This is a genomic window from Bacillus spizizenii TU-B-10, assembly GCF_000227465.1.
GTDB lineage: Bacteria > Bacillota > Bacilli > Bacillales > Bacillaceae > Bacillus > Bacillus spizizenii.
In genome coordinates, this window is the sequence record NC_016047.1 from 2,306,122 (window position 1) to 2,328,062 (window position 21,941).

Consider the following 21,941-nt stretch of genomic DNA (forward strand, 5'->3'; position numbering starts at 1 on the left):
CATTCCACGAAAAGCTGAAGTTTTCGACAAAAAGACCCGCAAAAATTGTATGATCCTCTCCCTTAATGCAAACGATACTTGTGAGGAGGTGCCGTATGAAAACAAGACCGAAAAAAGCCGGCCAGCAAAAAAAGACGGAATCAAAAGCAATCGATTCTTTAGATAAAAAACTAGGCGGCCCGAACCGCCCTTCTACGTAAGAAGCAAGGAAATTCCTTGCTTCTTTATTTTTTCAGCCAATGCTCCAACGCAAAAAGCGCATGAAGCTGGCGTTTTTTATGTAAATACCAGTCTGTCAATTCAATCTGCTTCGGCAATTCCTCACGCCTAAAGAACGCTTTCTTGATCTTTCCATGAAACCAATCTGTCTTCTCTCCGTCTAATGAGTGGATTACCTCAGGATAGCATGTCCTTAACATAGGAGATGTTCTTTTTGTGATCCCGATCATTTTTTCCATATCAAAACGGGAGCCTGTGTGCGGCACTGTATGCAAAAAGTGATAAAAAGAGGAGAACAATTCCGGACTGAACAGCAATTGAGACAGCTGCTTTCCCAGCCTTACCCTTTCCTCTGTCTTTGAAAAGCGTTTCACTGAAATGCCGTAAAGAAACCCGTCTGAAGAAGGAAAAATAACCGTGTTAAAATGAAACCAATCACTTAAATAAAAAGGAATCGTGTCAAAAACATTCTTTTTAAACGAAGGATTTTGTATAATAGGTGTTTGGATAGTGTTTTGTTCATTTATAATGAGGGCATACATCAGCCGCTCCGTGTTTCGCTCATGCCAAAAACGGGCCCATTCTTCCGTCATAAATTGCGAGACCCCAAACACATGCAGGTGATGGAACAGCGGTTTCCCGATTTTTTTTGACCAGTGGTACAAAAGAAGCTGCGGATAGGCATCCGAAAAAATAAGCCAGTTCGCTCTTTCATAGGCTAAAAAGAACCACTTTTGCTGTCTCTCACGGAGTCCAAGCTGAAACAGACTGCCTTTTAAGTCAGTCATTGACCAGCCGGCATTGCGAGAAACGAAGGATGCCAAAAGCGACCATTTAATTTCCGGATGACGGTCATAAAACGCTTTATATGCGTTCGTTCTTGAAATGTTATCTGCGTTTTTTGATTTTGTCTGCCGCTCAATCCGGCACAGAAGCTTTCTGATGGTCTGTTGTTCTTGCACGTTCATTCACTTCCGTCATGAATAGTTTAATAAGGAGGATGAGAAAGTGATTCGTTATCCTAACGGAAAAACGTTCCAGCCGAAACATTCGGTTTCATCCCAAAACAGTCAGAAAAGGGCCCCGTCTTACAGTAATCGCGGGATGACCCTCGAAGATGACTTAAACGAAACGAATAAGTATTATCTGACAAACCAAATTGCCGTCATACACAAAAAGCCGACACCAGTTCAAATTGTAAATGTCCATTATCCAAAAAGAAGCGCCGCAGTGATTAAAGAAGCTTACTTTAAACAATCATCGACAACAGATTATAACGGGATTTACAAAGGGCGGTATATTGATTTTGAGGCGAAAGAAACGAAAAACAAGACCTCTTTCCCCCTGCAGAATTTCCATGACCATCAAATCGAGCATATGAAGCAGGTAAAGGCTCAAGACGGTATTTGTTTTGTTATTATATCCGCTTTCGACCAGGTTTATTTTTTGGAAGCCGATAAGCTGTTTTTTTTCTGGGACAGAAAAGAAAAAAACGGCAGAAAATCAATTCGAAAAGATGAGTTAGAGGAATCAGCATATCCGATTTCTCTTGGATACGCACCTAGAATTGATTATATTAGTATTATTGAACAGCTTTATTTTTCGCCATCTTCTAGTGCGAAAGGTTGATTAACGAAAGGTTGAGATGTTATGTCAGATCAATTTAACAGCCGTGAAGCTCGACGAAAAGCGAACAGCAAATCGAGTCCTTCACCGAAAAAAGGCAAGAAACGAAAAAAAGGCGGATTGTTTAAAAAGACCCTTTTTACTTTACTCATTCTGTTTGTTTTAGGCGTAGTCGGCGGTGCGGTAACATTTGCCGTCATGGTTTCAGATGCTCCATCATTGGATGAAAACAAATTAAAGACGCCTTATTCATCGACAATTTATGATAAAAACGGAAAAGAAATCGCTGAATACGGCTCCGAAAAGCGGACCTACGTCTCGATAGATGAAATTCCCGATGTTGTAAAAGAAGCCTTTATTGCGACAGAGGACGCCCGTTTTTATGAGCACCACGGGATTGACCCTGTCCGTATCGGAGGCGCCTTAGTCGCCAACTTTACAGATGGCTTCGGGGCTGAAGGCGGAAGTACAATCACACAGCAGGTCGTCAAGAACTCCCTTCTTTCTCATCAGAAGACGCTGAAACGGAAAGTGCAGGAAGTTTGGCTATCGATTCAGCTTGAACGCAATTACTCTAAAGATGAAATTTTAGAAATGTATTTAAACCGGATTTATTTTTCTCCTAGAGCATACGGAATCGGAAAAGCGGCGGAAGAATTTTTCGGCGTCACAGATTTAAGCAAATTGACTGTGGAACAAGCTGCGACACTTGCGGGTATGCCGCAAAGCCCGACAGCGTACAATCCCGTTAAAAACCCGGATAAAGCGGAAAAACGGCGGAATATTGTACTCAGTCTGATGAAAAAGCAAGGATTTATTTCTGATTCTGAATATAACAAAGCGAAAAAAGTGGCAGTGAAAGACGAAGGCGTTGTGTCACAGAAGGAATATGAAAAAACAAATTCAAATAAATACAGCGCGTTTATTGAAGAAGTCATGAAAGAAATTGAAGAAAAATCTGATGTCAACCCAGGTACTGACGGATTAAAAATTTATACGACATTAGATACAAAAGCACAAGACAAACTAGATGAATTAATGAACGGAGACACCGTCGGATTTACTGAAGGCATGCAGGGCGGCGTTACGCTTCTCGATACAAAAACTGGAGAAGTAAGCGCGATTGGTGCAGGACGCAATCAGCCTGTCGGAGGCTTTAACTATGCAACTCAAACTGAGGCACAGCCTGGTTCAACCATAAAGCCGATTTTGGACTACGGCCCAGTTATCGAAAACAAAAAATGGTCCACGTACGAACAAATTGATGACTCAGCTTATACGTATTCGAATGGAAAACCAATCCGTGATTGGGACCGTAAATATCTAGGGTCTATCTCTATGCGTTACGCTCTTGCACAATCAAGAAATATCCCAGCTTTAAAAGCATTCCAGGCAGTCGGTAAAGATACTGCTGTAGACTTTGCAAATGGACTTGGACTTGGATTAACAAAAGATAATGTATCAGAGGCCTATTCAATTGGCGGTTTTGGTGGAGACGATGGTGTTTCTCCTCTAAAAATGGCAGGCGCATACAGCGCGTTTGGAAATAACGGAACGTATAATGCACCACATTTTGTAAAGTCTATTGAATTTAACGATGGCACGAAGCTTGACTTAACACCGAAATCAAAATCAGCAATGAGCGATTATACTGCGTTTATGATTACAGATATGCTGAAAACAGCTGTTAAGACAGGAACTGGACAGCTTGCACAAGTACCCGGTGTGGAAGTAGCAGGAAAAACAGGGACAACAAACTTTGATGAAAATGAAGTCCAAAGGTACAATATCGCAAGCGGCGGTGCCCGAGATTCTTGGTTTGTCGGCTACACACCGCAATATACAGCAGCAGTCTGGACAGGTATGGGAGAAAACGAAGCTGGAAAGAAATCTCTTTCAGCTGAAGAGCAAAAAGTTGCAAAGCGCATTTTCGCCCAACTCATTGCCGACGTCGATGACGGAAGCGGATCATTTGAGAAGCCTGACAGCGTAGTGGAAGCCACTGTAGAAAAAGGCTCTAACCCGGCAAAACTGGCAGGACCAAATACGCCGAGCGATAAAAAGCTCACAGAGTACTTTGTAAAAGGCACAGCTCCTTCTACTGTTTCTAAAACATATGAGAAAGAAGAAAAAGAAGAAACAGAAAAACTGTCTGGTTTAAACGTGAAATATGATAAAGACAATCAATCTTTGACATTAAGCTGGAATTACGATGGAGATGCGACCTTTGCTGTTAAGCAATCTGTTGATGGCGGCAGCTACTCAGAAATTCAAAACAGCTCTGCAAAAGAGGCAGTCATTTCGGGCGTGCAGCCAGGATCTGTATACAAATTCGAAGTAACAGCCGTCAGTGATGATGGCAAAAGTACAGCTTCCACATCCTATGAAGTACCGAAAGCTGAAGATGATGAAGATAAAGAAGATCAGCAACAAACGGATGATGAAAATAAAGATGATGAGAAGACTCAGGATGACACACAAACTGATGATTCTCAAACAGATGACAGTCAGACAGATAAAGATAAGACAGATGATTCAACAAACGACCAAGACAAAAAACAAGACAACACGAACACCAATCCGCCCGACAACAATAACCAAGACCAACCTAACAATAACAACAACAATAACAACAACAGCAACAACCAAGATACGTCGGATGGTGATACGAACTCAGATACGAATGATTCATCAGGTTCTGATACAAATAAAAACAAAACAGAAACACAAACGAACTTATCATCAACAACTGAAAAAACAAATTAAACAAAAAGCCATCACCTTTTGGGTGATGGCTTTTCTCTTCATAATAAAAAACCTCTCCTTTTATGGAGAGGTTTTATCGATTCATCGCATGGTATTTATAAAAATGCTTTTTCATTTCAGTAAACAGCTCATCAAGCTGAATAAAGCAATGGTATTGGGTCGGCTTTAGAAGAATAAATTCTACTCGTTCAGCCCAATTGATCGGCTTGGCGGGGAATGATTTCTCCGTCAGTTCTGCCCAATCAAGCGATTTCACCCGCTCACCTGCTGTCCAGTGAAGCGAAGCCAGCAAACACACAATGCCCTTCAGCATATCATTTTGGTCGCATCTCGATTTTCGTGTTTGAAAAACAGGGAGAAGTGATGCTTTAATGTCTTCCCACACATTAAATAATAGCGGAACATACTTACCGCTGTCCTCCCATGGCAAAATGCCTTGAGATTCCGTGCAGAAATCAAAATACACTGGGTTGATCTGCAAGGCTTCTTTCATATCCGAGGAGCTCAGCTGGCCAAGACTGCGCAAGTATTGCTCATAAGAAGCCAACACTTCTTTCGCTTGCGTCATCGTTTCACCAGTCCTTTTTTATCTCTCTTCTGCCCTTCTCTGCACAGAGAAAGCAGCGGGCATTCCGCACAGCGCGGTGACTGGGCCTTACAGTGATATCTGCCGAAGAAAATAAGCCGGTGATGCGTAACGGACCAGTCTTCTTTCGGAACCTTGCGCATCAACGTCTTTTCCACTTCCAGCACCGAGTCCTTCCAACGGCAGATTCCCAAACGCTTGCTGACTCTCTCCACATGGGTATCTACGGCGATGGCCGGCACGCCAAAGGCAACGGATACCACGACGTTGGCGGTCTTTCTTCCGACACCTGGCAGTTTGACAAGCTCATCACGGTCTCGCGGCACTTCCCCGCCGTAATCTTCAATAATCATTTTGCTTAGTTTTTGGATGTTTTTCGCTTTATTGCGATACAAACCGATTGATTTAATATCCTGCTGAAGCTCTTCCAGCGAAACAGCCAAATAGTCTTCCGGCCGTTTATATTTTTGAAATAATGTTTTGGTCACTCTGTTTACAAGTGCATCTGTGCATTGAGCAGATAAAGCGACTGCCACCACTAATTCAAAAGGATTGGAATGAACCAGTTCACACTCTGCGTGGGGAAACATGTCGCCTATCTTGTCTAAACAGAATTCAATTTGTTTTAGATTTAACACGATTGTCACCTTTTCACTTTATTGTTCAAGCCAATTGTAAAAAGGAACCTGCCTTTTATACTCTTTTTGCGGTTCATTCTGCTTTGCTTGTACCTTCCGGAATTTTTGGCTGTGGATTTTAGCCTGTTCTACAGTTTTCAGCCCGTTTTTCTTCCACTCAAACAAAATCCGGTCAATGTAGCGGAAGCTGAGTTTCCCTGAGAGTACAGCCTCTTTTAACGCGTGTTTGATCAGCTGTGCGTCATGCTGATCTTGATCCTGCCAAATGGCCAGTGTTTCACACTCCAAAGGTGATAAGGGTCTGGCGAACTCTTCCTCAAAAATGGTATAAAGGCTTTTTTGTTCCCCTTCTGCTTTTCTTTCCTGTGTTTGAGTCTGTGCAAGCTGTATATACTCGTACAGCTTACCCCATAAAGGCTGAAGAGAATATTTCTCAAATTTGATGCCATTTTGGTCTTCGCATTCTTCAATAAACAGAAAACCTTTTTGAATGAACATCCGCAATCTGTTTGTGCATTCCTCAACAGAAATTGACATCCCTTCCTGCAGCTGATTCGGTGTAGGAAAATAAGAGCCTTTTTCTAAATGCATTTTGATTTTTAACAGCAGGATAAGTTCTGTTTCATTAAGCCCGAGCTGTTTATAATGCGTGAGCAGAAGATTAGGGATTGTTGACGTTCCCTGCTCCTGCATGTCAATAAATTGATGTTTTTTCATTGTCACACCTCTTACTGTAAAGGATCACGAATTCCCCTTTACTGTAAAAAGTCTCCCTTGCAGGAGACTCTTTTTCTTGTTTCATTTGAATGTATTATGGATACAGGCGGTTTAATAGTCTTGGGAACGGAATGGTTTCACGAACGTGAGGCGCTCCGCTGATCCAAGCTACTGTCCGCTCTAATCCAAGGCCGAAGCCGGAATGAGGAACTGATCCATATTTTCTAAGTTCAGCATACCATTTATATGCGTCAGAATCCAGTCCATGTTCTTTAAGACGAGCTTCCAAAAGTTCCATATCGTGAATCCGTTCAGATCCGCCGATGATTTCTCCATAGCCTTCCGGCGCAATCAGGTCAGCGCAAAGCACGACATCATCACGGTCAAAGGCAGGTTGCATATAGAATGGTTTTAAGGACGTCGGGTAGTGGGTGATGAAAACCGGTTTGTCATAGTGTTCGGCAATCGCTGTTTCATGAGGCGCTCCGAAGTCATCTCCCCACTCGATATCATCAAAGCCTTTTTCTTTCAGAAAATCAATCGCTTCGTCATACGTGATTCTTGGGAACGGAGCTTTGATTTGCTCAAGTTTTGACATGTCTCTTCCTAATGTGTTTAATTCAATTTTGCAATTCTTAAGAACTGATTGCACAATGAATGAAACGTAATTTTCCTGTACTTGAAGGTTTTCTTCAAATTCTACAAACGCCATTTCCGGTTCGATCATCCAGAATTCGATCAAGTGGCGCTTTGTTTTAGACTTTTCCGCTCTGAATGTCGGTCCGAAGGAGAATACTTTTCCTAAAGCCATTGCCGCAGCTTCCATGTAAAGCTGACCGCTTTGAGACAGGTAAGCATCTTCATCAAAGTACTTTGTCGCAAAGAGCTCTGTTGTTCCTTCAGGTGCGCTTCCAGTCAGAATCGGCGGATCGACTTTTACGAAGCCTTCATTATTAAAGAATTCGTAAGTCGCGCGAATGATTTCATTACGGATTTTCATGATCGCATGCTGGCGTTTTGAACGCAGCCATAAATGTCTGTGATCCATCAAGAATTCCGTGCCGTGTTCTTTTGGCGTAATTGGATAATCAGTCGCTTCGTGAATGACTTCAATACCTGTCACAGCTAGTTCATACCCAAGCGGAGAACGCTCGTCCTCTTTGACAATCCCTTTTATATAGAGTGACGTTTCCTGCGTCACTGATTTAGCTGTTTGGAAAATGCTTTCTTCCACTTCCGCTTTTACTACGACACCTTGAATAAATCCGGTACCGTCCCGCAGCTGTAAAAACGCGATTTTCCCGCTTGAACGCTTATTAGCGACCCAAGCTCCGATCATTACTTCCTCACCTACGTGCTTGTACACTTGGTTGATTGTTGTTTTCAACATATTTCCCTCCAAAACAAGAAAGACATTCGGAAGCCCATTGCCCCGAACTCTATTATCATCACTTTATTATACCCGCTCTTAACTAACCGGGTCAATGCAGATAAAAAGCGGCTTTTCTTTCAGCCGCTTTTTAATCTGTTAGCTATGTTTTTCGACAAAACGCTTGATTCTTTCAACCGCTTTTTCAAGAAGCTCTAACGATGTTGCGTAAGACAGACGGACATTATCAGGAGAGCCAAAGCCAGATCCAGGAACAATCGCAACTTTTTCCTCCTCAAGAAGCGCTTTAACAAATTCATCTACATCTTTGAATCCGCAAGATTGGGCTGCTTCTCTTGCATTCGGGAACAAGTAAAAAGCACCTTCTGGCTTCACACAGCTGAACCCAGGGATTTCTACGAGCTTTGCATAGATTGTATGTAATCTATGTTCAAATGCTTCTCTCATTTCCTCCAATGGCTCAGAAGGCCCGTTATAAGCAGCAATTGCTCCGTACTGTGCGATTGATGTCGGATTTGACGTACTGTGGCTTGCAAGGTTCGTCATCGCTTTAATAATGTCTTCAGACCCAGCTGCATAACCGATTCTCCAGCCCGTCATGCTGTGTGACTTCGACACGCCGTTAATAATAATCGTCTGCTCTTTCAGACTGTCAGACAGCTGTGCAATGGAAACGTGTTTCTTTCCGCCGTATGTAAGTTTTTCATAAATTTCATCAGACACAATCAGGATGTCATGTTCAAGGCACACTTCACCAAGCGCTGCCAATTCTTCTTCCGTATACATGACACCAGTCGGGTTGCTTGGAGAGTTGATGACGATCGCTTTTGTTTTATCCGTGATCGCATTTTTCAGCTGTTCAGGAGAAATCTTGAAATGATTTTCCTCAAGCCCTTCTACATAAACAGGCTTTCCGCCAGCGAGTTTCACCTGCTCCGGATAGCTTACCCAGTAAGGCGTTGGAATAATGACTTCATCTCCTTCATCCAAAATCACTTGGAAAAGGGTGTACAGAGCATGTTTGGCACCAGTGCAGACAATAATTTGAGACGGTTTGTATTCAATATTCTGGTCACGTTTAAATTTCTCTGCAATGCTGTTTTTCAGTTCAGCCAGACCACCTGAAGGCGTATATTTCGTATGGCCTTCGTTCATTGAACGTACAGCGGCATCAATAATGTGCTGCGGTGTATTGAAGTCAGGTTCGCCTGCTCCTAAGCCGATGACATCATGGCCCGCCGCTTTCAGTTCTTTCGCTTTCGCTGTGATTGCCAGTGTGGTAGATGGTGTTAATGCGGATACTCTTTTTGCCAGTTTCAACTTGAACTCCCCCTAATTCGTCTTAAGGCGTGATATTTTTGAGAATCTTTCCAGTTGTAAAGTCCACATAACTTAAACTGTATTGACCTTCTTTGTCTAAGTACGTCACTTCCCAAAGCAGGACATTTCCTTCTCTTGCCAGGTGAACCTCTTTTTGCTTTGAAACCAGCCCTTCATCCTGTATGATTTTTGCCGCTTTGTCTTCCGAGATACCCTCTTTTGCTTCTTTTGAGAGAATTTTTGCTTTTTTATCAGCAGGAACCCAGACATATAATGTAGTGCCTTTTTTGTCCGTTCCCTTTACGATATAATATTTTTCTTTTCCGACAAATGTTTCGACTTGATCAACGTTGGCGAGATCGGTTTCTTTTTTAGCTTCAGCAGCTGCTGCTTCGTGCCCCTCTTCCTTTTGTGCCATGGCTGATTTATAAATACTTGCCGAGACAAGAAGTACTGCTAAAAAAATAATACCAAAAATGGCGGTAAATATTAATGCTTTTTTTCTCATCTTCTCACCTACGTACGATAAATAGTAAAAACGGCTTGGTTTTTGTTTTCTTCATCCAGCGCAAGGCCGAACATCAGATTGTCTCTCTTCAGTGTCCGATTCAGTGTGTCTACAATTTTATACAAGTCATCAGAATGCTCTACGTTAATTGTTGAAAGAATTTCGATTTTGCTTTCCATTTTTTCATCCTCCAGTTTGAACAAATATTGTTAGTCATACTCCATTTCAGGACACGCCATACTAGTATCACAGAGCGGCAAAACCGCTTTTAAATAAAACACCATCCTACTCCCACACCGGAAAGCCGCTTTATGCGGCTTTTATTCATTTTCCCCGGCAACGTAAGCCTCAAGCTCGCTGTCAGTCATTTCAGATACGGAGGTTGTCGGCAAGGCATCAAGAAACAGCCGGCCGTAACCAGCCGTTTTAATCCGTCGGTCCAATATGACAATCGTCCCTTTGTCTCCGGCTGTCCGCAGCAAGCGGCCGATTCCTTGTCTGAAGGTCAGCACAGCTTCCGGAAGTGATACTGTTTGAAACGGGTTCCGCCCTTTTTTGCGGGCAAGCTCACATTTTGCAGCATGAAGCGGATGATCAGGGGACCGGAATGGAAGCCTCACGATCATTACCGTTGTCAGCTCATCACCAGGGAAATCAACGCCTTCCCAAAAGTGATTCGTACCAAGCAGGATCGCCTGATTAGAGGTTTTAAAAGTCTTCATCAGTTTTCCAGGACTTCCGCCTGTAATTCCTTGCGCTAAGAGCTGAATGCCGGAAGCGCTCATCACGTGCTTAAGTTCCTGATGAACCTTTTTCAGCATATCATGGGATGTTAACAGCACAAGGATTTTAGGCTGTTTTTCCTTTGCCATCAGTTCAATATAACGGGCAGTATCCTGTATAAATTCGGCTTGCCCCGTATCTTGGATTGATTTCATTTCTTTTGGAATCAACACCCGCATGCGCTCATCGTAAGAAAAAGGCGACTCAATTCTCATTGTCCGCGGGAAAAAGTCACCCAGCCCCAGTCGTTCAATCATAAATTGAAAAGAATCTTCGACTGTAAGGGTTGCAGATGTAAGCACCACACTGTTTTTGCGCGCGAAAAACTGATCAGCCAGAAGTTCACCAGGTTCAAGCGGCTGTGCGTAAATGGCCACCGCATTTTTCGCTCCCTTTGCGTCTATTTCAATCCAAACGGCTTCATCGTCTTGAGACTCAAAGAACAGTTTCTGCAACGTCTGACAGTACTGCTGCAAGCCTTTCATGCTTCTTTGATATTCATCCGCTAAAAAGACGGTTTTGCTCTTCATACTCGTCAGATGTTTTTCCATCAGGGCCGACTGTGCCTCAAAAAGCTGCTGCAAATGTGTCAGCATAGAACAAAGCCTCTCCGCTCCATCCGTTAAAATCGACCAGCTTTTATCTTGGCTTTCTTTGTTCACCTTAAAAACTAGACGGTTTAAGTCTTCTTTAGGTTTTCTTCGTTTGACAAAAGAATGCACTGAGCTGAAGAAAGCATCACTTTCTGCTTGAATGTGCTGAATCCACTCTTCCAATTCGAAGAAGGAATCAACCGGCAGGCTGTTTCGCTGGAATAGCTGTCTCATCTTTTTTAGAAGTCCCTGCTCCTTCAAAGTGCCGATTCTGCTCAATTTAGTATGCAATTCTATGTACGTGGCTCTTTTTCCTAAATGTTCGCTTGCCGCACGTTCAAAATGATGTGCTTCATCGATAATAAATGTGCCGCTTTCAGGGAGCCTTTTTTTCTGGCTGCCTTCATCGGTCAGCAAAAGAGAATGGTTGGTGATCACCAAATCGGAACGCATAGCAATCTGTTTGGCCCGCTCATAAAAGCCGGTCACATTCTCATTGCGACTTCTTTTATAGGATTCATCGTCATAAGCCAATCTGTCCCACAGCAATTTTCCGCCTGAAGGCAAATTCAGTTCAGCTACATCTCCTGTGTTAGTCTCTGTCAGCCAAACGAGGAGCTGTGCCTTTGTCAGTACGGCATCATAATTATCATCGTCTTCATGAAGCACCTGCTCGAATTTATAAAGGCATAAATAATGCGATTGCCCTTTTAAAATCGCCGCTGTTACCGGAAATGGAAACAGATCTTGGACAACCGGCAAATCCTTTGTCAGAATCTGCTGCTGCAAAAGCGTTGAATACGTACTGATAATGACCGGCTTTTTTGATTTCTTGGCAAAAAGCGCAGCTGGAATAAGATAGCCAATCGTTTTTCCGATTCCCGGAGGAGCTTCAATCAGCGCATGCTCACGATTGGCAAACGCTTCAGCTACCTCTTTCATCATCATCATTTGGCCTTCTCTTTTTTCATACCCAGGCATTAACTCTGACAGCGCTTTTTCATTTCCCGCTTCCCAATTTTCGATCTCAAATGAGAAGTTCCCCTCTTCATTGGCACGTTCATCGATTGATTGGGGTTCTCTGACAGAAAAAGAGGAAAAGCGCGCATAACCCGGTATTTCGGTATGTCTGTTTTCATAAATGAACATATCCAACAAATGCGTCAGATCACTGATAAAATGCTGCGAGAGCCTTCTTAACTGCTTTAATGTCGGATAAGGAAGCTGCCGCAGCTTTTCAAGGATTTCCAAAAAAATAAGCCCTGTCACTTCAGCGTCGCTGTCAGCCCGATGCGGCTGATCATGCCGCAGTTGAAGCTCCTCGCTTAATTCGGTCAGCTTATATCCCTCAAATCCCGGAAAAACAATACGGGAGAGCTCGACAGTATCCAGCACTTCACAATCTGGGAGATGAAAGCCCGCCTTATGTAACTCATACTTGACAAACCCAAGGTCAAAATGGATATTGTGGGCGACAAAATAAGCGCCGTCAAGCAAATGGAACACTTCTTCAGCGACAGCCTCAAACGGCTGTTCATGCTCTACCATTTGATTAGAGATTCCAGTAAGCTGCTCAATAAAAGCAGGAATGGATTTATTTGGATTAATATATTTTGAAAACCGCTCAGTAATTTGTCCATTTTCGATTACAACCGCTGCGATTTGTATGATTTTATCGCCTTTCTTCGGCGAATTCCCTGTTGTTTCTACATCTATAACAACGAACCGTTGCTTATTCATTAAAATGGACACCTCAATTCTTGCATACGACAAAAGTGTAACACGTTTTGTACGGAAATGGAGCGGCAAAACCGTTTTACTCCCAAAATCTTAAAAGAAAACCCCCGATAAAGGGGGCTTTTCTTCTACAAAATTGTACGAGCTGGTTCGTTCCCCAGCATTTGTTCAATTTTGTTTTGATCGTTCAAAACAGCCACTTTCGGCTCGTGGCTTGCCGCTTCTTGATCAGACATCATTTTGTAGGAAATAATGATGACCTTATCTCCCTCCTGCACAAGGCGTGCGGCTGCACCGTTTAAGCAGATGACGCCGCTTCCGCGTTTACCAGGAATAATATACGTTTCCAGACGTGCTCCATTATTATTATTCACAATTTGCACTTTTTCATTAGGAAGCATTCCCACCGCATCAATGAGATCTTCATCAATTGTAATGCTCCCCACATAATTCAGATTTGCTTCCGTAACGGTTGCCCTGTGAAGCTTGCCGCTCATCATCGTGCGATACATATTATATTCTCTCCATTTCTCGAATATCAATAATGATATTATCTATTAAACGCGCTTTTGAAAAAGCAACTGCTACAGCCAGAATGATCTTTCCTTCAATTTTGTTCACAGGCTCGAGTTCCGGATAGGAATAAAGCTCCACATAGTCAATGGTGCCGCTTGTCGTATCAATGATTTCTTTCGCAGCTTTTATTACCGCTTCAGGGTCTCTTTCGCCGGCTCTGATCAGCTCCGCACTTGTTTGAAGGGCCCGATACAGCTTAGGCGCTTCTTTTCTTTCCTCAGCTGTTAAATATACATTACGGGAACTTTTGGCTAAGCCGTCTTCCTCTCTGACCGTATCGACAGCAACCAATTCAATATCCATGAAGAAATCGCTGATTAAGCCATCAACAACTGCTACCTGCTGTGCATCCTTTAAACCGAAATAGGCGCGGGTCGGCTGCACAAGATTGAACAGCTTCGTCAGTACAATTGCAACACCGTCAAAATGTCCTTCTCTTGAGCGTCCGCATAAAACGCCTGTGCGTCTTTCGACATGAATCGTGACATTCTTTTTACCGGGATACATATCATGAGCATCAGGCGTAAAAAGAATATCGACTCCGGCGTTTTCTGCAAGAGCCGCATCCCGCTCAATATCTCGCGGATATGCCTCAAAATCTTCATTAGGACCAAATTGCGCAGGATTCACAAAAATACTCATAACGACGACGTCATTTTCTTGTCTTGCTTTGTCTGCCAAGGTTAAATGCCCCTCATGCAGAAATCCCATCGTCGGAACAAATCCGATTGACTTCCCCTCTGACTGATATTGTCTTATGGCTTCTTTTAGCTGTGAAATATCTGTAATCTGTCTCATCTTATTTTCCTCCGTACAAGCCGTCCAGCACTGTCTGATTCATTTGAAAGGAATGCTTTTGTTCAGGGAAAGCACGATGTCTTACATCCTGGACATATCCGCTGATTGCTGTTTCGATTGTTTCGTCAATTCGCGTATATTGCTTTACAAATTTAGGTGTTCTCTCAACACCGTGGCCGATAATATCATGATAAACGAGAACTTGCCCGTCTGCTTTCACACCAGCCCCGATTCCGATGACCGGAATGCTTAGCATCTCGGCAATTTTGGCTGTAAGTTCTGCAGGCACACATTCCAGCACAAGCATCATAGCTCCTGCTTCTTCGCATTTTATACTGTCTTCTATTAATTTTTTGGCGCTTTGTTCGTCTTTGCCCTGTACTTTATACCCACCTAATACACCGACTGACTGCGGTGTCAGGCCTAAGTGACTGACTACCGGAATGCCCCCAAGCGTCAATGCGCGAATGGATTCAAACACGCCTTCTCCGCCCTCAAGCTTCAGTGCGTCAGCTCCGCTTTCCTGAACGATAGCCGCTGCATTTTTCAGCGTATCCTCCTTGGACAGGTGATAAGACATAAACGGCATGTCTGTCACAATAAAAGTATTCGGCGCGCCTCTTTTAACAGCTTTTGTATGATGGATCATGTCCGCAACTGTCACACCGACAGTTGAATCAAGGCCGAGGACGACCATTCCGAGTGAATCACCGACTAAAATCATGTCAACTCCCGCTTGTTCAGCAAGCTTAGCTGCCGGATAATCATAAGCGGTCAGCATCACAATCGGTTCTTCATTCTCCTTCATTTTTAGAAAATCGAGTTTTGTTTTCATGTTTTCTCCTCCTCATGTTTAGAGGAGATGAGCTGCCGTTTTCTTATACAAGCCAAAAAACCTTCCGTTTAACGAGAAGGATTCTGCACTTTCTAAAGTTCGGCGAGTTTCATCCCTCTGTCCCAGTCCTTTTTTGGATCAAGGCAGACTGCTGCAATGTCTATCTATTTTTATAATAGGTGCAGTTCGCAGGCGATACTGCCCAATGGAAGTATACCAAAATCAACGTGCTTGTACCAACACATTAACCCAATTCAATATCGGCAGAATAGATTTTTTTAATGCCTTCCTGCGTTTCTAAAAGAAGAACGCCTTCATCATCTATACCTAACGCCTTCCCATAAAAGGTTCCGTTTAACGTTCTGGCTCTCATATTAGTGCCGATTCCCAGCGCATAGCTTTCCCATAAAAGCTTAATCGGCGTAAAGCCGTGTGTCATATAATCCCGGTACCGTTTTTCAAAGCAAAGTAAAATATGCTGGATGATGCCGGCCCGGTCAATTTTTTCTCCGGCAGCTTGGCTGAGGCTTGTCGCGATGTCCTTCAGTTCATCTGGAAAATCATCAGACTGCTGGTTAACGTTAATGCCGATCCCGATGATAACTGAACGTACACGGTCTTCCTCGGCCTGCATTTCTGTTAAGATGCCGACTGTTTTTTTTCCGTTAATCAAAATATCATTAGGCCATTTAATATCCGTTTGGATGCCTGTTGCCTCTTCTATTCCCTGCACAACAGCTACTGCAGCAAGTAATGTGAGCTGCGGTGTTTTTTGGAGCGGAATGTCAGGCCGCAAAATCAGGCTCATCCAAATGCCGTTTCCCTCTTGGGAATGCCATACCCTAGACATTCGCCCCCTGCCGGCTGTTTGTTTGTCAGCCACCACAAGAGTGCCTTCCGGTGCGTTATTATTCGCAAGCTCATGCGCCGTTTTTTGCGTGCTTGAAATAACGTCTTGATAAATAAGATGCTGGCCCATCACTTCCGTTTTCAATCCGAAGCGAATTTCACTTTCACTGATTTTCCCGGGCTTTTTGATAAGCCGATATCCTTTTCTTCTAACGGCTTCTACTTCATAGCCCTCTTTCCGAAGCTCTTCAATATGCTTCCACACAGCAGTTCTGGAACAGCCGAGCGCATCACTTATTTTTTGGCCGGAAATAAATTCATTTCCAGCCTGAGAAAATAATTCAATAAGGTCTTTTCTTAATGTTGACCGCATGTCTTCAGCCACTCCTCTATGTGTTTCTTTTGATTGGAGAGCTTTCCTGTCACAACAGCCTGCTCGATCCGCTGTAATTCTTCCGACACCCATTTCCCGGCAGGCCGGTTACGAAGCGCAAGCAAATCCTTACCCGTGAAATCAAGATCCCTAAGACTTTTGATCGGCAGGCTTTGATAAGTGTTTTGAATGTCCTTTAGTTTTTCGTCATCCAGTTTTTCGTTTTGCCGAAGCTGCGATATTTTGGCCGCTGATAGAAGTGATTTTTCCCCGGCATTGTACATTGACATAGCGTCAAGGCTCTGGCCAAACGTATGGGCTATGTGAATCGCTTCCTTCATCACTTTTCCCGGGAGCTTCCATGCTTTCAGAAAAAGCGGCGCATCTTTCAAATCTATTTCAAGATCAATTAAAAGCGCAGCCCAAAGCTCTTCACGGGATGTTAAAGAGTAAAAAGGAAACTCACTCGCCGCAAGCAGGTTCTCTCGTTTATGATAAAAACCAGGCAGTTCCTCATACAGCCCCGTTTGAATGAGCGTTTGAAGCGCCTGGCGGGACGCTCTTCCCTGCAGCATTTTTTCAAACTCTATTGTTTTTCGTTCAACTGAAACATGGGATAGGAGTGATTTTTCTTTCGTGATGGCTTCTTTTGTTTCTAGTGAAAGCGTAAAGCCAAGCTGGCTCATAAAGCGTACAGCTCTCAACATACGAAGTGCATCCTCTTGAAATCTGTCCTCAGGCTTTCCGACGGTTCGAATCAGTTTCTGATCAATATCTTTCTTGCCGCCGAAATAATCAAGCACCTTCCCATCCGCTGTCATGGCCATCGCATTAATCGTCAAATCTCTGCGTTTTAAATCCTCTTCTAATGATGTGATAAATTGCACGTCTGACGGTCTTCTATAATCTTCATACTCTGATTCAGTCCGGAATGTAGTGACTTCATAGGTTTCATCTTCCCAGAGCACAATAATCGTCCCGTGCTCTTTGCCTACATCAACCGTCCGCTGAAACAACCTTTCTACTTGATCTGGTGCCGCATCAGTCGCGATATCGACATCTCCGATCGTTCGTTTCATATAGCCGTCACGAACTGCACCTCCGACAAAATAAGCCTGGTGGCCCGCTTCGATTAAGGTGCGGAGCACGGGAAGTGCTTTGATAAAAACTTGTTCCATGTTATCACTCCGGTTCTGCTAAATCGGCATAAATCTGTTCATACTGGCTGACAATTTTTTGTGAAGAAAACTCATTTTTGAGCATTTCCATTGCAGCCTCTGTAAAACGCTTGCTTAGCTGTTCATCTTCTAAAATACTCATCGCGCGGTCTGTTGCGGCTGCAACGTCGCCGACATCCACCAAAAATCCGCTCACATTGTTCTTAATAACCTCCGGAATACCGCCAATGTTTGTTCCGATACAAGGCACCCCGCAAGCCATCGCCTCAAGCAGGACAAGGCCGAAGCTTTCTTTTTCAGACAGCAGCAGCTTTAAATCGCTAATGGAATAAAGCTCCTCAACACGATCTTGATTTCCAAGCATTAAAACTTGGTTTTCCAATCCATATTTTCTGACAAGCTCACAGGCTGTCGATTTCTCCGGACCGTCTCCGACTAACAGCAGCTTCGCTTTCGTTTTGCCGGCGATATTCCGGAACACACGGATGACGTCCTGCACACGTTTAACCTTTCTGAAGTTGGACACATGGATGACAACTTTTTCGTCTGGTAAAATACCATGTTTCTCTTTAATTGCCGCAGTGTTTTTCTTCAGATACACGCGCTCGTCTATAAAGTTATAAATCGTTTCAATTTTTTTCTCCGGTTTAATTAAATCGTACGTTTCAGCTGCAAGCGCTGAGGAGACAGCTGTCACCCTGTCTGATGCCTCAATGGCAAAACGGATAAGATCTTTTAAAGAGGGGTCATAGCCTAACACAGTGATATCCGTGCCATGCAAAGTTGTCACAATGCCGATATTGCGTTTCAGCATCTGCTTTGCAAGATAGGCGCAAACCGCATGCGGGAGAGCGTAGTGAGCATGGATAATGTCTAAATTCTCCCGTTCTGCCACCTCAGCGATTTTGCTTGCTAATGTCAAATCATACGGAGGATACTTAAAAACAGCATATTGATTAACCTCAACTTCATGAAAATGAATATTGGGGTGATATGTATTTAGTCTAAACGGAATGCTTGACGTGATAAAATGGATTTCATGTCCCTTTTCAGCAAGCTGCTTCCCCAGTTCTGTCGCAATGATACCTGAGCCTCCGACGCTCGGATAGCATGTGATACCTATTTTTAGTTTTTTCATTGTTCTCCCCCAAGCACATCATGATCGAGCATCAGCATCCGTTTTGAAAAGAAACCTTCGGCATACTCCACACCCGCTTCTTTACCGTAAAGCTTTTCTCTCGCTTCAACGATCTCGATATAGCCATTCGTCAGAGGAGTTGAAACTGAATCCTTTGACGGTATAAACTGGCTTTTGTAGGCATTGAGGCTTTGTTTTTTGGCCTCTATTGTATCCGAGATATCAATGACAAAATCAGGCTGATGAAAACCATTTATCATATAATAGTAAACCTTGTTTACTTTATGCGCGGGAAGGCTTTTTTCGTCTTTATATTTGTGGATTCCTGCGGAAAAGATTGCTTCTTCCACCAGTGCAGCCGCATTGCCGTGATCCGGATGGCGATCCTTTTTATACGGCATGAAAACTGCTCTGGGCCGGCAGGTTCTGATGACACTGACAATCGCCCGAATTGCCTGATCACTCATTATCAGACCGCGGTCTGGAAGTGTCAGCTGAATTCTTTTTTCTGCACCTAATACACGGGCTGCTTCAGCTGCTTCTTCTTTACGTAAACTGACCGTTCCGTTTGAAGAGAGTTCCGCTTCAGTCAAATCACATATCATTACTTTTTTTCCCTGTTTGACAAACTTCGCGATTGTGCCGCCCATTCCGATCTCGACATCATCACTGTGGGCGCCAAACGCAAGAACGTCAGCATTATACATTCGGCTCTTCTCCCCGAAGAAGATCGCGGAATTCGAAAACACCTTCATCAAGTGTGCGGACAAGAATCTCCGCAGTACCCATATTTGTAGCGAGCGGAATGGAATACACATCACATAACCGGATTAATGCCGAGACATCCGGTTCATGCGGCTGCGCGGTCAGCGGGTCGCGCAAAAAGATGACAAGATCGAGTGCATTGGCCGCGATCAGTGCACCGATTTGCTGGTCTCCCCCTAAAGGGCCGGATTGAAAACGTTCAATTTGAAGACCTGTCGCCTCTTGAATTTTCAATCCTGTTGTTCCGGTCGCGTATAGATCATGATGTCTCAAAATATCCCGATAGGCAGTCGTGAATTGAACCATATCCTGTTTTTTCTTGTCATGCGCGATCAAAGCAATTTTCATCATTTATCCCCCTGTCTAATCAATGATATTTTCTAATCCGTACACAAGCTGATCGATCTTCATGACTTGTTCGACTGACAGTTTAACACCTGACATGAAAGAAGCGCGGTTATAGGAATCGTGGCGGATCTGAAGCGTTTGGCCATCCATACCGAACATGACTTCCTGATGTGCGATCAATCCCGGAAGACGGACACTGTGCAAGCGGATACCGTTTTGCTCCGCTCCTCTAGCTCCTGGAAGAATTTCTTTTTCATCCGGGTGTCCTTGCTGCTTTTCTTTACGAACTTCTGAAATCATTTCCGCTGTTTTCAGCGCCGTTCCGCTTGGCGCGTCAAGCTTCTGATCATGGTGAAGCTCAATAATCTCAACATCCTCAAAGTAGTTGGCAGCCATTTTCGAAAATTTCATCATCAGCACCGCACCAAGTGCAAAATTTGGAGCGATGATGGCTCCGATTCCCTTCTCTTCTGTTAAAGACGTAAGCTCTTTTAAATCAGCTTCTGAGAAACCGGTTGTTCCGACAACCGGACGAACTCCGTGTTCTAATGCAATTTTTGTATGTACTTTCCCGATTTCAGGCGTTGTTAAATCAATTAAGACATCCGGCTGTGTTTCCGTAAAGCATGCACAGATATCTGTGTAAATGAGAGCGTCTGACTCAACAGACATCACATCAGATAATTTTTGCTGGTCGTATGTATGGTCTATGGCCCCGACAAGGTCAAAATGAGGTGTTCGTTCTGTCAATTTAACAGCTTCCTGCCCCATTCTTCCACGCGGTCCTGCAATGACTACTTTAATTGTTTCGTTTGACATCTTGATCTCCTCTACTTTCCTTCTTCTTTTCTGGTCCAGCGATCTTTATCTCTAGTATTAAATTTATGCATGACTCGGTCGTGGGCTTCCTCTAAAGAGATATCAAGAGAGTTGGCTAAACAAACCAATACAAACAGCACATCGCCCATTTCCTCTTCCATGCTTTTATCATCTTCAGACGCTTTTTTTGGTTTTTCTCCATAGCGGTGATTCACTTCTCTGGCAAGCTCGCCAAGTTCTTCGGTCAGCCTCGCCATCATGGCAAGCGGGCTGAAATATCCTTCTTTAAATTGGCCGATGTAACGGTCTACTTCAGCCTGTATGTCTTTCATTGTTTTATCACTCACTAAACGAAACCTCCTATCATCCTCTTACATGTTAGCTAATTCAGATACGTTTGACAAATGTTTAAGCACGTTTGCTGTTTTCTTTTTCATCCACTATAATATAAACGCTATCTAATGGAAGGAAAAGGGGTTTTGTGTGATGCTTGGAGAAATTAGATTAAAAAACATATTTTTTATTTTAATCGGAGCGGCAATTTTTTCATTTGGCTTGGTTCACTTCAATATGCAGAACAATCTGGCTGAGGGCGGTTTTACAGGTATTACACTTTTGCTTTATGCCCTTTTCCACATCAGCCCCTCTATCTCGAACCTGGTTTTGAATATTCCGATCTTTTTTATCGGCTGGCGTTTGCTTGGCAGGACAATGTTTGTTTACACCCTTGTCGGCACTGTAGCCCTGTCTTTGTTCCTCAGCATTTTTCAGCGATATGAAATACATATGCCTCTTCAGCACGACTTAGCGCTCGCTGCTTTATTTGCCGGCGTGTTTATCGGAGCCGGATTAGGAATTATTTTTAAGTTCGGCGGTACGACAGGCGGAGTTGATATCATCGCCCGTTTGGTCAATAAGTATTTTGGGATTCCGATGGGCAGAACGATGTTTGCTTTCGATGCCTGCGTTATCATTTTGTCTTTGCTTACTTATCTCTCCTACAAAGAAGCGATGTATACTCTGGTGGCTGTATTTGTAGCGGCAAGATTAATTGATTTTATTCAGGAAGGCGGATACGCTGCTAAAGGCGCTACAATTATCTCTTCAAAAAACGATCTGATTCAGAAAAAGATTCTTGAAGAAATGGAACGAGGCGTCACCATTTTGAAAGGACAGGGTTCTTATACAAAAGAGGATATAGATGTCCTTTATTGTGTTGTGCCGAAGAACGAATTGGTGATGCTGAAAAGTGTGATTAACTCCATTGATCCTCATGCCTTTGTGGCGGTAAGCGATGTCCACGATGTGCTTGGAGAAGGATTTACGCTTGACGAAAATAAAAATCCGCTTCCACGCTGACATTTGATAGAAAAAAGGCG

Annotated in this window: 23 protein-coding genes; 4 read left to right on the top strand and 19 right to left on the bottom strand. The window is 43.5% G+C overall.

What is annotated here, in order from left to right; genetic code table 11:
- Positions 1 to 95: 95 nt before the first annotated feature.
- Positions 96 to 200, top strand: a complete 105-nt coding sequence (sspM, locus tag GYO_RS33300; protein WP_003225606.1) for an acid-soluble spore protein SspM — start codon at positions 96 to 98, stop codon at positions 198 to 200.
- 24 nt (positions 201 to 224) lie between these two features.
- On the opposite strand, the gene GYO_RS33305 is transcribed toward sspM, so the two are convergent.
- Positions 225 to 1,187, bottom strand: a complete 963-nt coding sequence (locus tag GYO_RS33305) for a DUF2515 domain-containing protein (protein ID WP_014114179.1) — start codon at positions 1,185 to 1,187, stop codon at positions 225 to 227.
- 40 nt (positions 1,188 to 1,227) lie between these two features.
- Here GYO_RS33305 and recU point away from each other — a divergent pair, with 40 nt between their 5' ends.
- Both recU and GYO_RS33315 read left to right on the top strand, forming a co-directional pair.
- Positions 1,228 to 1,848 carry a Holliday junction resolvase RecU gene (gene recU, locus GYO_RS33310; RefSeq protein ID WP_014114180.1) on the top strand — a complete coding sequence of 207 codons (621 nt, stop codon included), beginning with the start codon at positions 1,228 to 1,230 and terminating at the stop codon, positions 1,846 to 1,848.
- Between the two features lie 21 nt (positions 1,849 to 1,869).
- Complete coding sequence (locus GYO_RS33315) at positions 1,870 to 4,611, top strand: transglycosylase domain-containing protein (RefSeq protein WP_014114181.1); 2,742 nt, start codon at positions 1,870 to 1,872, stop codon at positions 4,609 to 4,611.
- 73 nt (positions 4,612 to 4,684) lie between these two features.
- Here GYO_RS33315 and GYO_RS33320 read toward each other — a convergent pair whose 3' ends face one another.
- The 18 genes from GYO_RS33320 to GYO_RS33405 all read right to left on the bottom strand — a co-directional run bounded on the left by GYO_RS33320 (position 4,685) and on the right by GYO_RS33405 (position 20,909).
- The gene (locus GYO_RS33320) at positions 4,685 to 5,179 is read right to left on the bottom strand and encodes a YpoC family protein (protein WP_014114182.1); all 495 of its coding nucleotides are present in this window, start codon (positions 5,177 to 5,179) and stop codon (positions 4,685 to 4,687) included.
- The gene (gene nth, locus GYO_RS33325; RefSeq protein WP_003225594.1) at positions 5,176 to 5,835 is read right to left on the bottom strand and encodes an endonuclease III; all 660 of its coding nucleotides are present in this window, start codon (positions 5,833 to 5,835) and stop codon (positions 5,176 to 5,178) included. The genes GYO_RS33320 and nth overlap by 4 nt, the downstream gene beginning before the upstream one ends.
- An 18-nt stretch (positions 5,836 to 5,853) precedes the next feature.
- Positions 5,854 to 6,552 carry a DNA replication protein DnaD gene (gene dnaD, locus GYO_RS33330; protein WP_003225592.1) on the bottom strand — a complete coding sequence of 233 codons (699 nt, stop codon included), beginning with the start codon at positions 6,550 to 6,552 and terminating at the stop codon, positions 5,854 to 5,856.
- Between the two features lie 94 nt (positions 6,553 to 6,646).
- Positions 6,647 to 7,939, bottom strand: a complete 1,293-nt coding sequence (asnS, locus tag GYO_RS33335; protein ID WP_014114183.1) for an asparagine--tRNA ligase — start codon at positions 7,937 to 7,939, stop codon at positions 6,647 to 6,649.
- A 141-nt stretch (positions 7,940 to 8,080) separates the two neighbouring features.
- A complete protein-coding gene (aspB, locus tag GYO_RS33340) occupies positions 8,081 to 9,262 on the bottom strand; it encodes an aspartate transaminase AspB (protein ID WP_014114184.1) in 1,182 nt (393 codons plus the stop codon).
- Between the two features lie 22 nt (positions 9,263 to 9,284).
- Positions 9,285 to 9,770 carry a cell wall elongation/penicillin-binding protein regulator TseB gene (tseB, locus tag GYO_RS33345; protein ID WP_014114185.1) on the bottom strand — a complete coding sequence of 162 codons (486 nt, stop codon included), beginning with the start codon at positions 9,768 to 9,770 and terminating at the stop codon, positions 9,285 to 9,287.
- Positions 9,771 to 9,778: 8 nt separating this feature from the next.
- The gene (locus tag GYO_RS33350; protein WP_003225588.1) at positions 9,779 to 9,949 is read right to left on the bottom strand and encodes a YpmA family protein; all 171 of its coding nucleotides are present in this window, start codon (positions 9,947 to 9,949) and stop codon (positions 9,779 to 9,781) included.
- A 141-nt stretch (positions 9,950 to 10,090) separates the two neighbouring features.
- Complete coding sequence (gene dinG / locus GYO_RS33355) at positions 10,091 to 12,886, bottom strand: ATP-dependent DNA helicase DinG (RefSeq protein ID WP_014114186.1); 2,796 nt, start codon at positions 12,884 to 12,886, stop codon at positions 10,091 to 10,093.
- Positions 12,887 to 13,011: 125 nt separating this feature from the next.
- Complete coding sequence (gene panD, locus GYO_RS33360) at positions 13,012 to 13,395, bottom strand: aspartate 1-decarboxylase (protein WP_003225586.1); 384 nt, start codon at positions 13,393 to 13,395, stop codon at positions 13,012 to 13,014.
- 1 nt (position 13,396) lies between these two features.
- Complete coding sequence (gene panC, locus GYO_RS33365; protein ID WP_014114187.1) at positions 13,397 to 14,257, bottom strand: pantoate--beta-alanine ligase; 861 nt, start codon at positions 14,255 to 14,257, stop codon at positions 13,397 to 13,399.
- A gap of 1 nt (position 14,258) precedes the next feature.
- Complete coding sequence (panB, locus tag GYO_RS33370; RefSeq protein ID WP_014114188.1) at positions 14,259 to 15,092, bottom strand: 3-methyl-2-oxobutanoate hydroxymethyltransferase; 834 nt, start codon at positions 15,090 to 15,092, stop codon at positions 14,259 to 14,261.
- A 244-nt stretch (positions 15,093 to 15,336) separates the two neighbouring features.
- Positions 15,337 to 16,314, bottom strand: coding sequence for a bifunctional biotin--[acetyl-CoA-carboxylase] synthetase/biotin operon repressor (locus GYO_RS33375; protein ID WP_014114190.1), 978 nt, complete (start codon positions 16,312 to 16,314; stop codon positions 15,337 to 15,339).
- Positions 16,299 to 17,492 carry a CCA tRNA nucleotidyltransferase gene (locus GYO_RS33380; protein ID WP_014114191.1) on the bottom strand — a complete coding sequence of 398 codons (1,194 nt, stop codon included), beginning with the start codon at positions 17,490 to 17,492 and terminating at the stop codon, positions 16,299 to 16,301. The genes GYO_RS33375 and GYO_RS33380 overlap by 16 nt, the downstream gene beginning before the upstream one ends.
- Before the next feature lie 4 nt (positions 17,493 to 17,496).
- The gene (gene bshA / locus GYO_RS33385; RefSeq protein ID WP_014114192.1) at positions 17,497 to 18,630 is read right to left on the bottom strand and encodes an N-acetyl-alpha-D-glucosaminyl L-malate synthase BshA; all 1,134 of its coding nucleotides are present in this window, start codon (positions 18,628 to 18,630) and stop codon (positions 17,497 to 17,499) included.
- The gene (gene bshB1 / locus GYO_RS33390) at positions 18,627 to 19,337 is read right to left on the bottom strand and encodes a bacillithiol biosynthesis deacetylase BshB1 (protein ID WP_014114193.1); all 711 of its coding nucleotides are present in this window, start codon (positions 19,335 to 19,337) and stop codon (positions 18,627 to 18,629) included. The genes bshA and bshB1 overlap by 4 nt, the downstream gene beginning before the upstream one ends.
- Positions 19,330 to 19,743, bottom strand: coding sequence for a methylglyoxal synthase (gene mgsA, locus GYO_RS33395; RefSeq protein ID WP_003225572.1), 414 nt, complete (start codon positions 19,741 to 19,743; stop codon positions 19,330 to 19,332). Before mgsA ends, bshB1 begins: the two co-directional genes overlap by 8 nt.
- Positions 19,744 to 19,758: 15 nt before the next feature.
- The gene (gene dapB / locus GYO_RS33400) at positions 19,759 to 20,562 is read right to left on the bottom strand and encodes a 4-hydroxy-tetrahydrodipicolinate reductase (protein ID WP_014114194.1); all 804 of its coding nucleotides are present in this window, start codon (positions 20,560 to 20,562) and stop codon (positions 19,759 to 19,761) included.
- Positions 20,563 to 20,573: 11 nt separating this feature from the next.
- Positions 20,574 to 20,909: a nucleotide pyrophosphohydrolase gene (locus tag GYO_RS33405; protein ID WP_003225569.1), complete on the bottom strand. Its 336-nt coding sequence runs from the start codon at positions 20,907 to 20,909 to the stop codon at positions 20,574 to 20,576.
- Positions 20,910 to 21,048: 139 nt separating this feature from the next.
- Between GYO_RS33405 and GYO_RS33410 the strand changes: the two genes are divergently transcribed.
- Positions 21,049 to 21,921: a YitT family protein gene (locus GYO_RS33410; protein WP_003230635.1), complete on the top strand. Its 873-nt coding sequence runs from the start codon at positions 21,049 to 21,051 to the stop codon at positions 21,919 to 21,921.
- Positions 21,922 to 21,941 lie beyond the last annotated feature (20 nt).

Bases quoted from the DNA above. Each gene is read 5' to 3' on its own strand.
- sspM (WP_003225606.1), top strand. From the start codon at position 96: ATGAAAACAAGACCGAAAAAAGCCGGCCAGCAAAAAAAGACGGAATCA.
- GYO_RS33305 (WP_014114179.1), bottom strand. From the start codon at position 1,187: ATGAACGTGCAAGAACAACAGACCATCAGAAAGCTTCTGTGCCGGATT.
- GYO_RS33315 (WP_014114181.1), top strand. From the start codon at position 1,870: ATGTCAGATCAATTTAACAGCCGTGAAGCTCGACGAAAAGCGAACAGC.
- GYO_RS33320 (WP_014114182.1), bottom strand. From the start codon at position 5,179: ATGACGCAAGCGAAAGAAGTGTTGGCTTCTTATGAGCAATACTTGCGC.
- dnaD (WP_003225592.1), bottom strand. From the start codon at position 6,552: ATGAAAAAACATCAATTTATTGACATGCAGGAGCAGGGAACGTCAACA.
- tseB (WP_014114185.1), bottom strand. From the start codon at position 9,770: ATGAGAAAAAAAGCATTAATATTTACCGCCATTTTTGGTATTATTTTT.
- GYO_RS33350 (WP_003225588.1), bottom strand. From the start codon at position 9,949: ATGGAAAGCAAAATCGAAATTCTTTCAACAATTAACGTAGAGCATTCT.
- dinG (WP_014114186.1), bottom strand. From the start codon at position 12,886: ATGAATAAGCAACGGTTCGTTGTTATAGATGTAGAAACAACAGGGAAT.
- panD (WP_003225586.1), bottom strand. From the start codon at position 13,395: ATGTATCGCACGATGATGAGCGGCAAGCTTCACAGGGCAACCGTTACG.
- panC (WP_014114187.1), bottom strand. From the start codon at position 14,257: ATGAGACAGATTACAGATATTTCACAGCTAAAAGAAGCCATAAGACAA.
- panB (WP_014114188.1), bottom strand. From the start codon at position 15,092: ATGAAAACAAAACTCGATTTTCTAAAAATGAAGGAGAATGAAGAACCG.
- GYO_RS33375 (WP_014114190.1), bottom strand. From the start codon at position 16,314: ATGCGGTCAACATTAAGAAAAGACCTTATTGAATTATTTTCTCAGGCT.
- GYO_RS33380 (WP_014114191.1), bottom strand. From the start codon at position 17,492: ATGGAACAAGTTTTTATCAAAGCACTTCCCGTGCTCCGCACCTTAATC.
- bshA (WP_014114192.1), bottom strand. From the start codon at position 18,630: ATGAAAAAACTAAAAATAGGTATCACATGCTATCCGAGCGTCGGAGGC.
- bshB1 (WP_014114193.1), bottom strand. From the start codon at position 19,337: ATGTATAATGCTGACGTTCTTGCGTTTGGCGCCCACAGTGATGATGTC.
- mgsA (WP_003225572.1), bottom strand. From the start codon at position 19,743: ATGAAAATTGCTTTGATCGCGCATGACAAGAAAAAACAGGATATGGTT.
- dapB (WP_014114194.1), bottom strand. From the start codon at position 20,562: ATGTCAAACGAAACAATTAAAGTAGTCATTGCAGGACCGCGTGGAAGA.
- GYO_RS33410 (WP_003230635.1), top strand. From the start codon at position 21,049: ATGCTTGGAGAAATTAGATTAAAAAACATATTTTTTATTTTAATCGGA.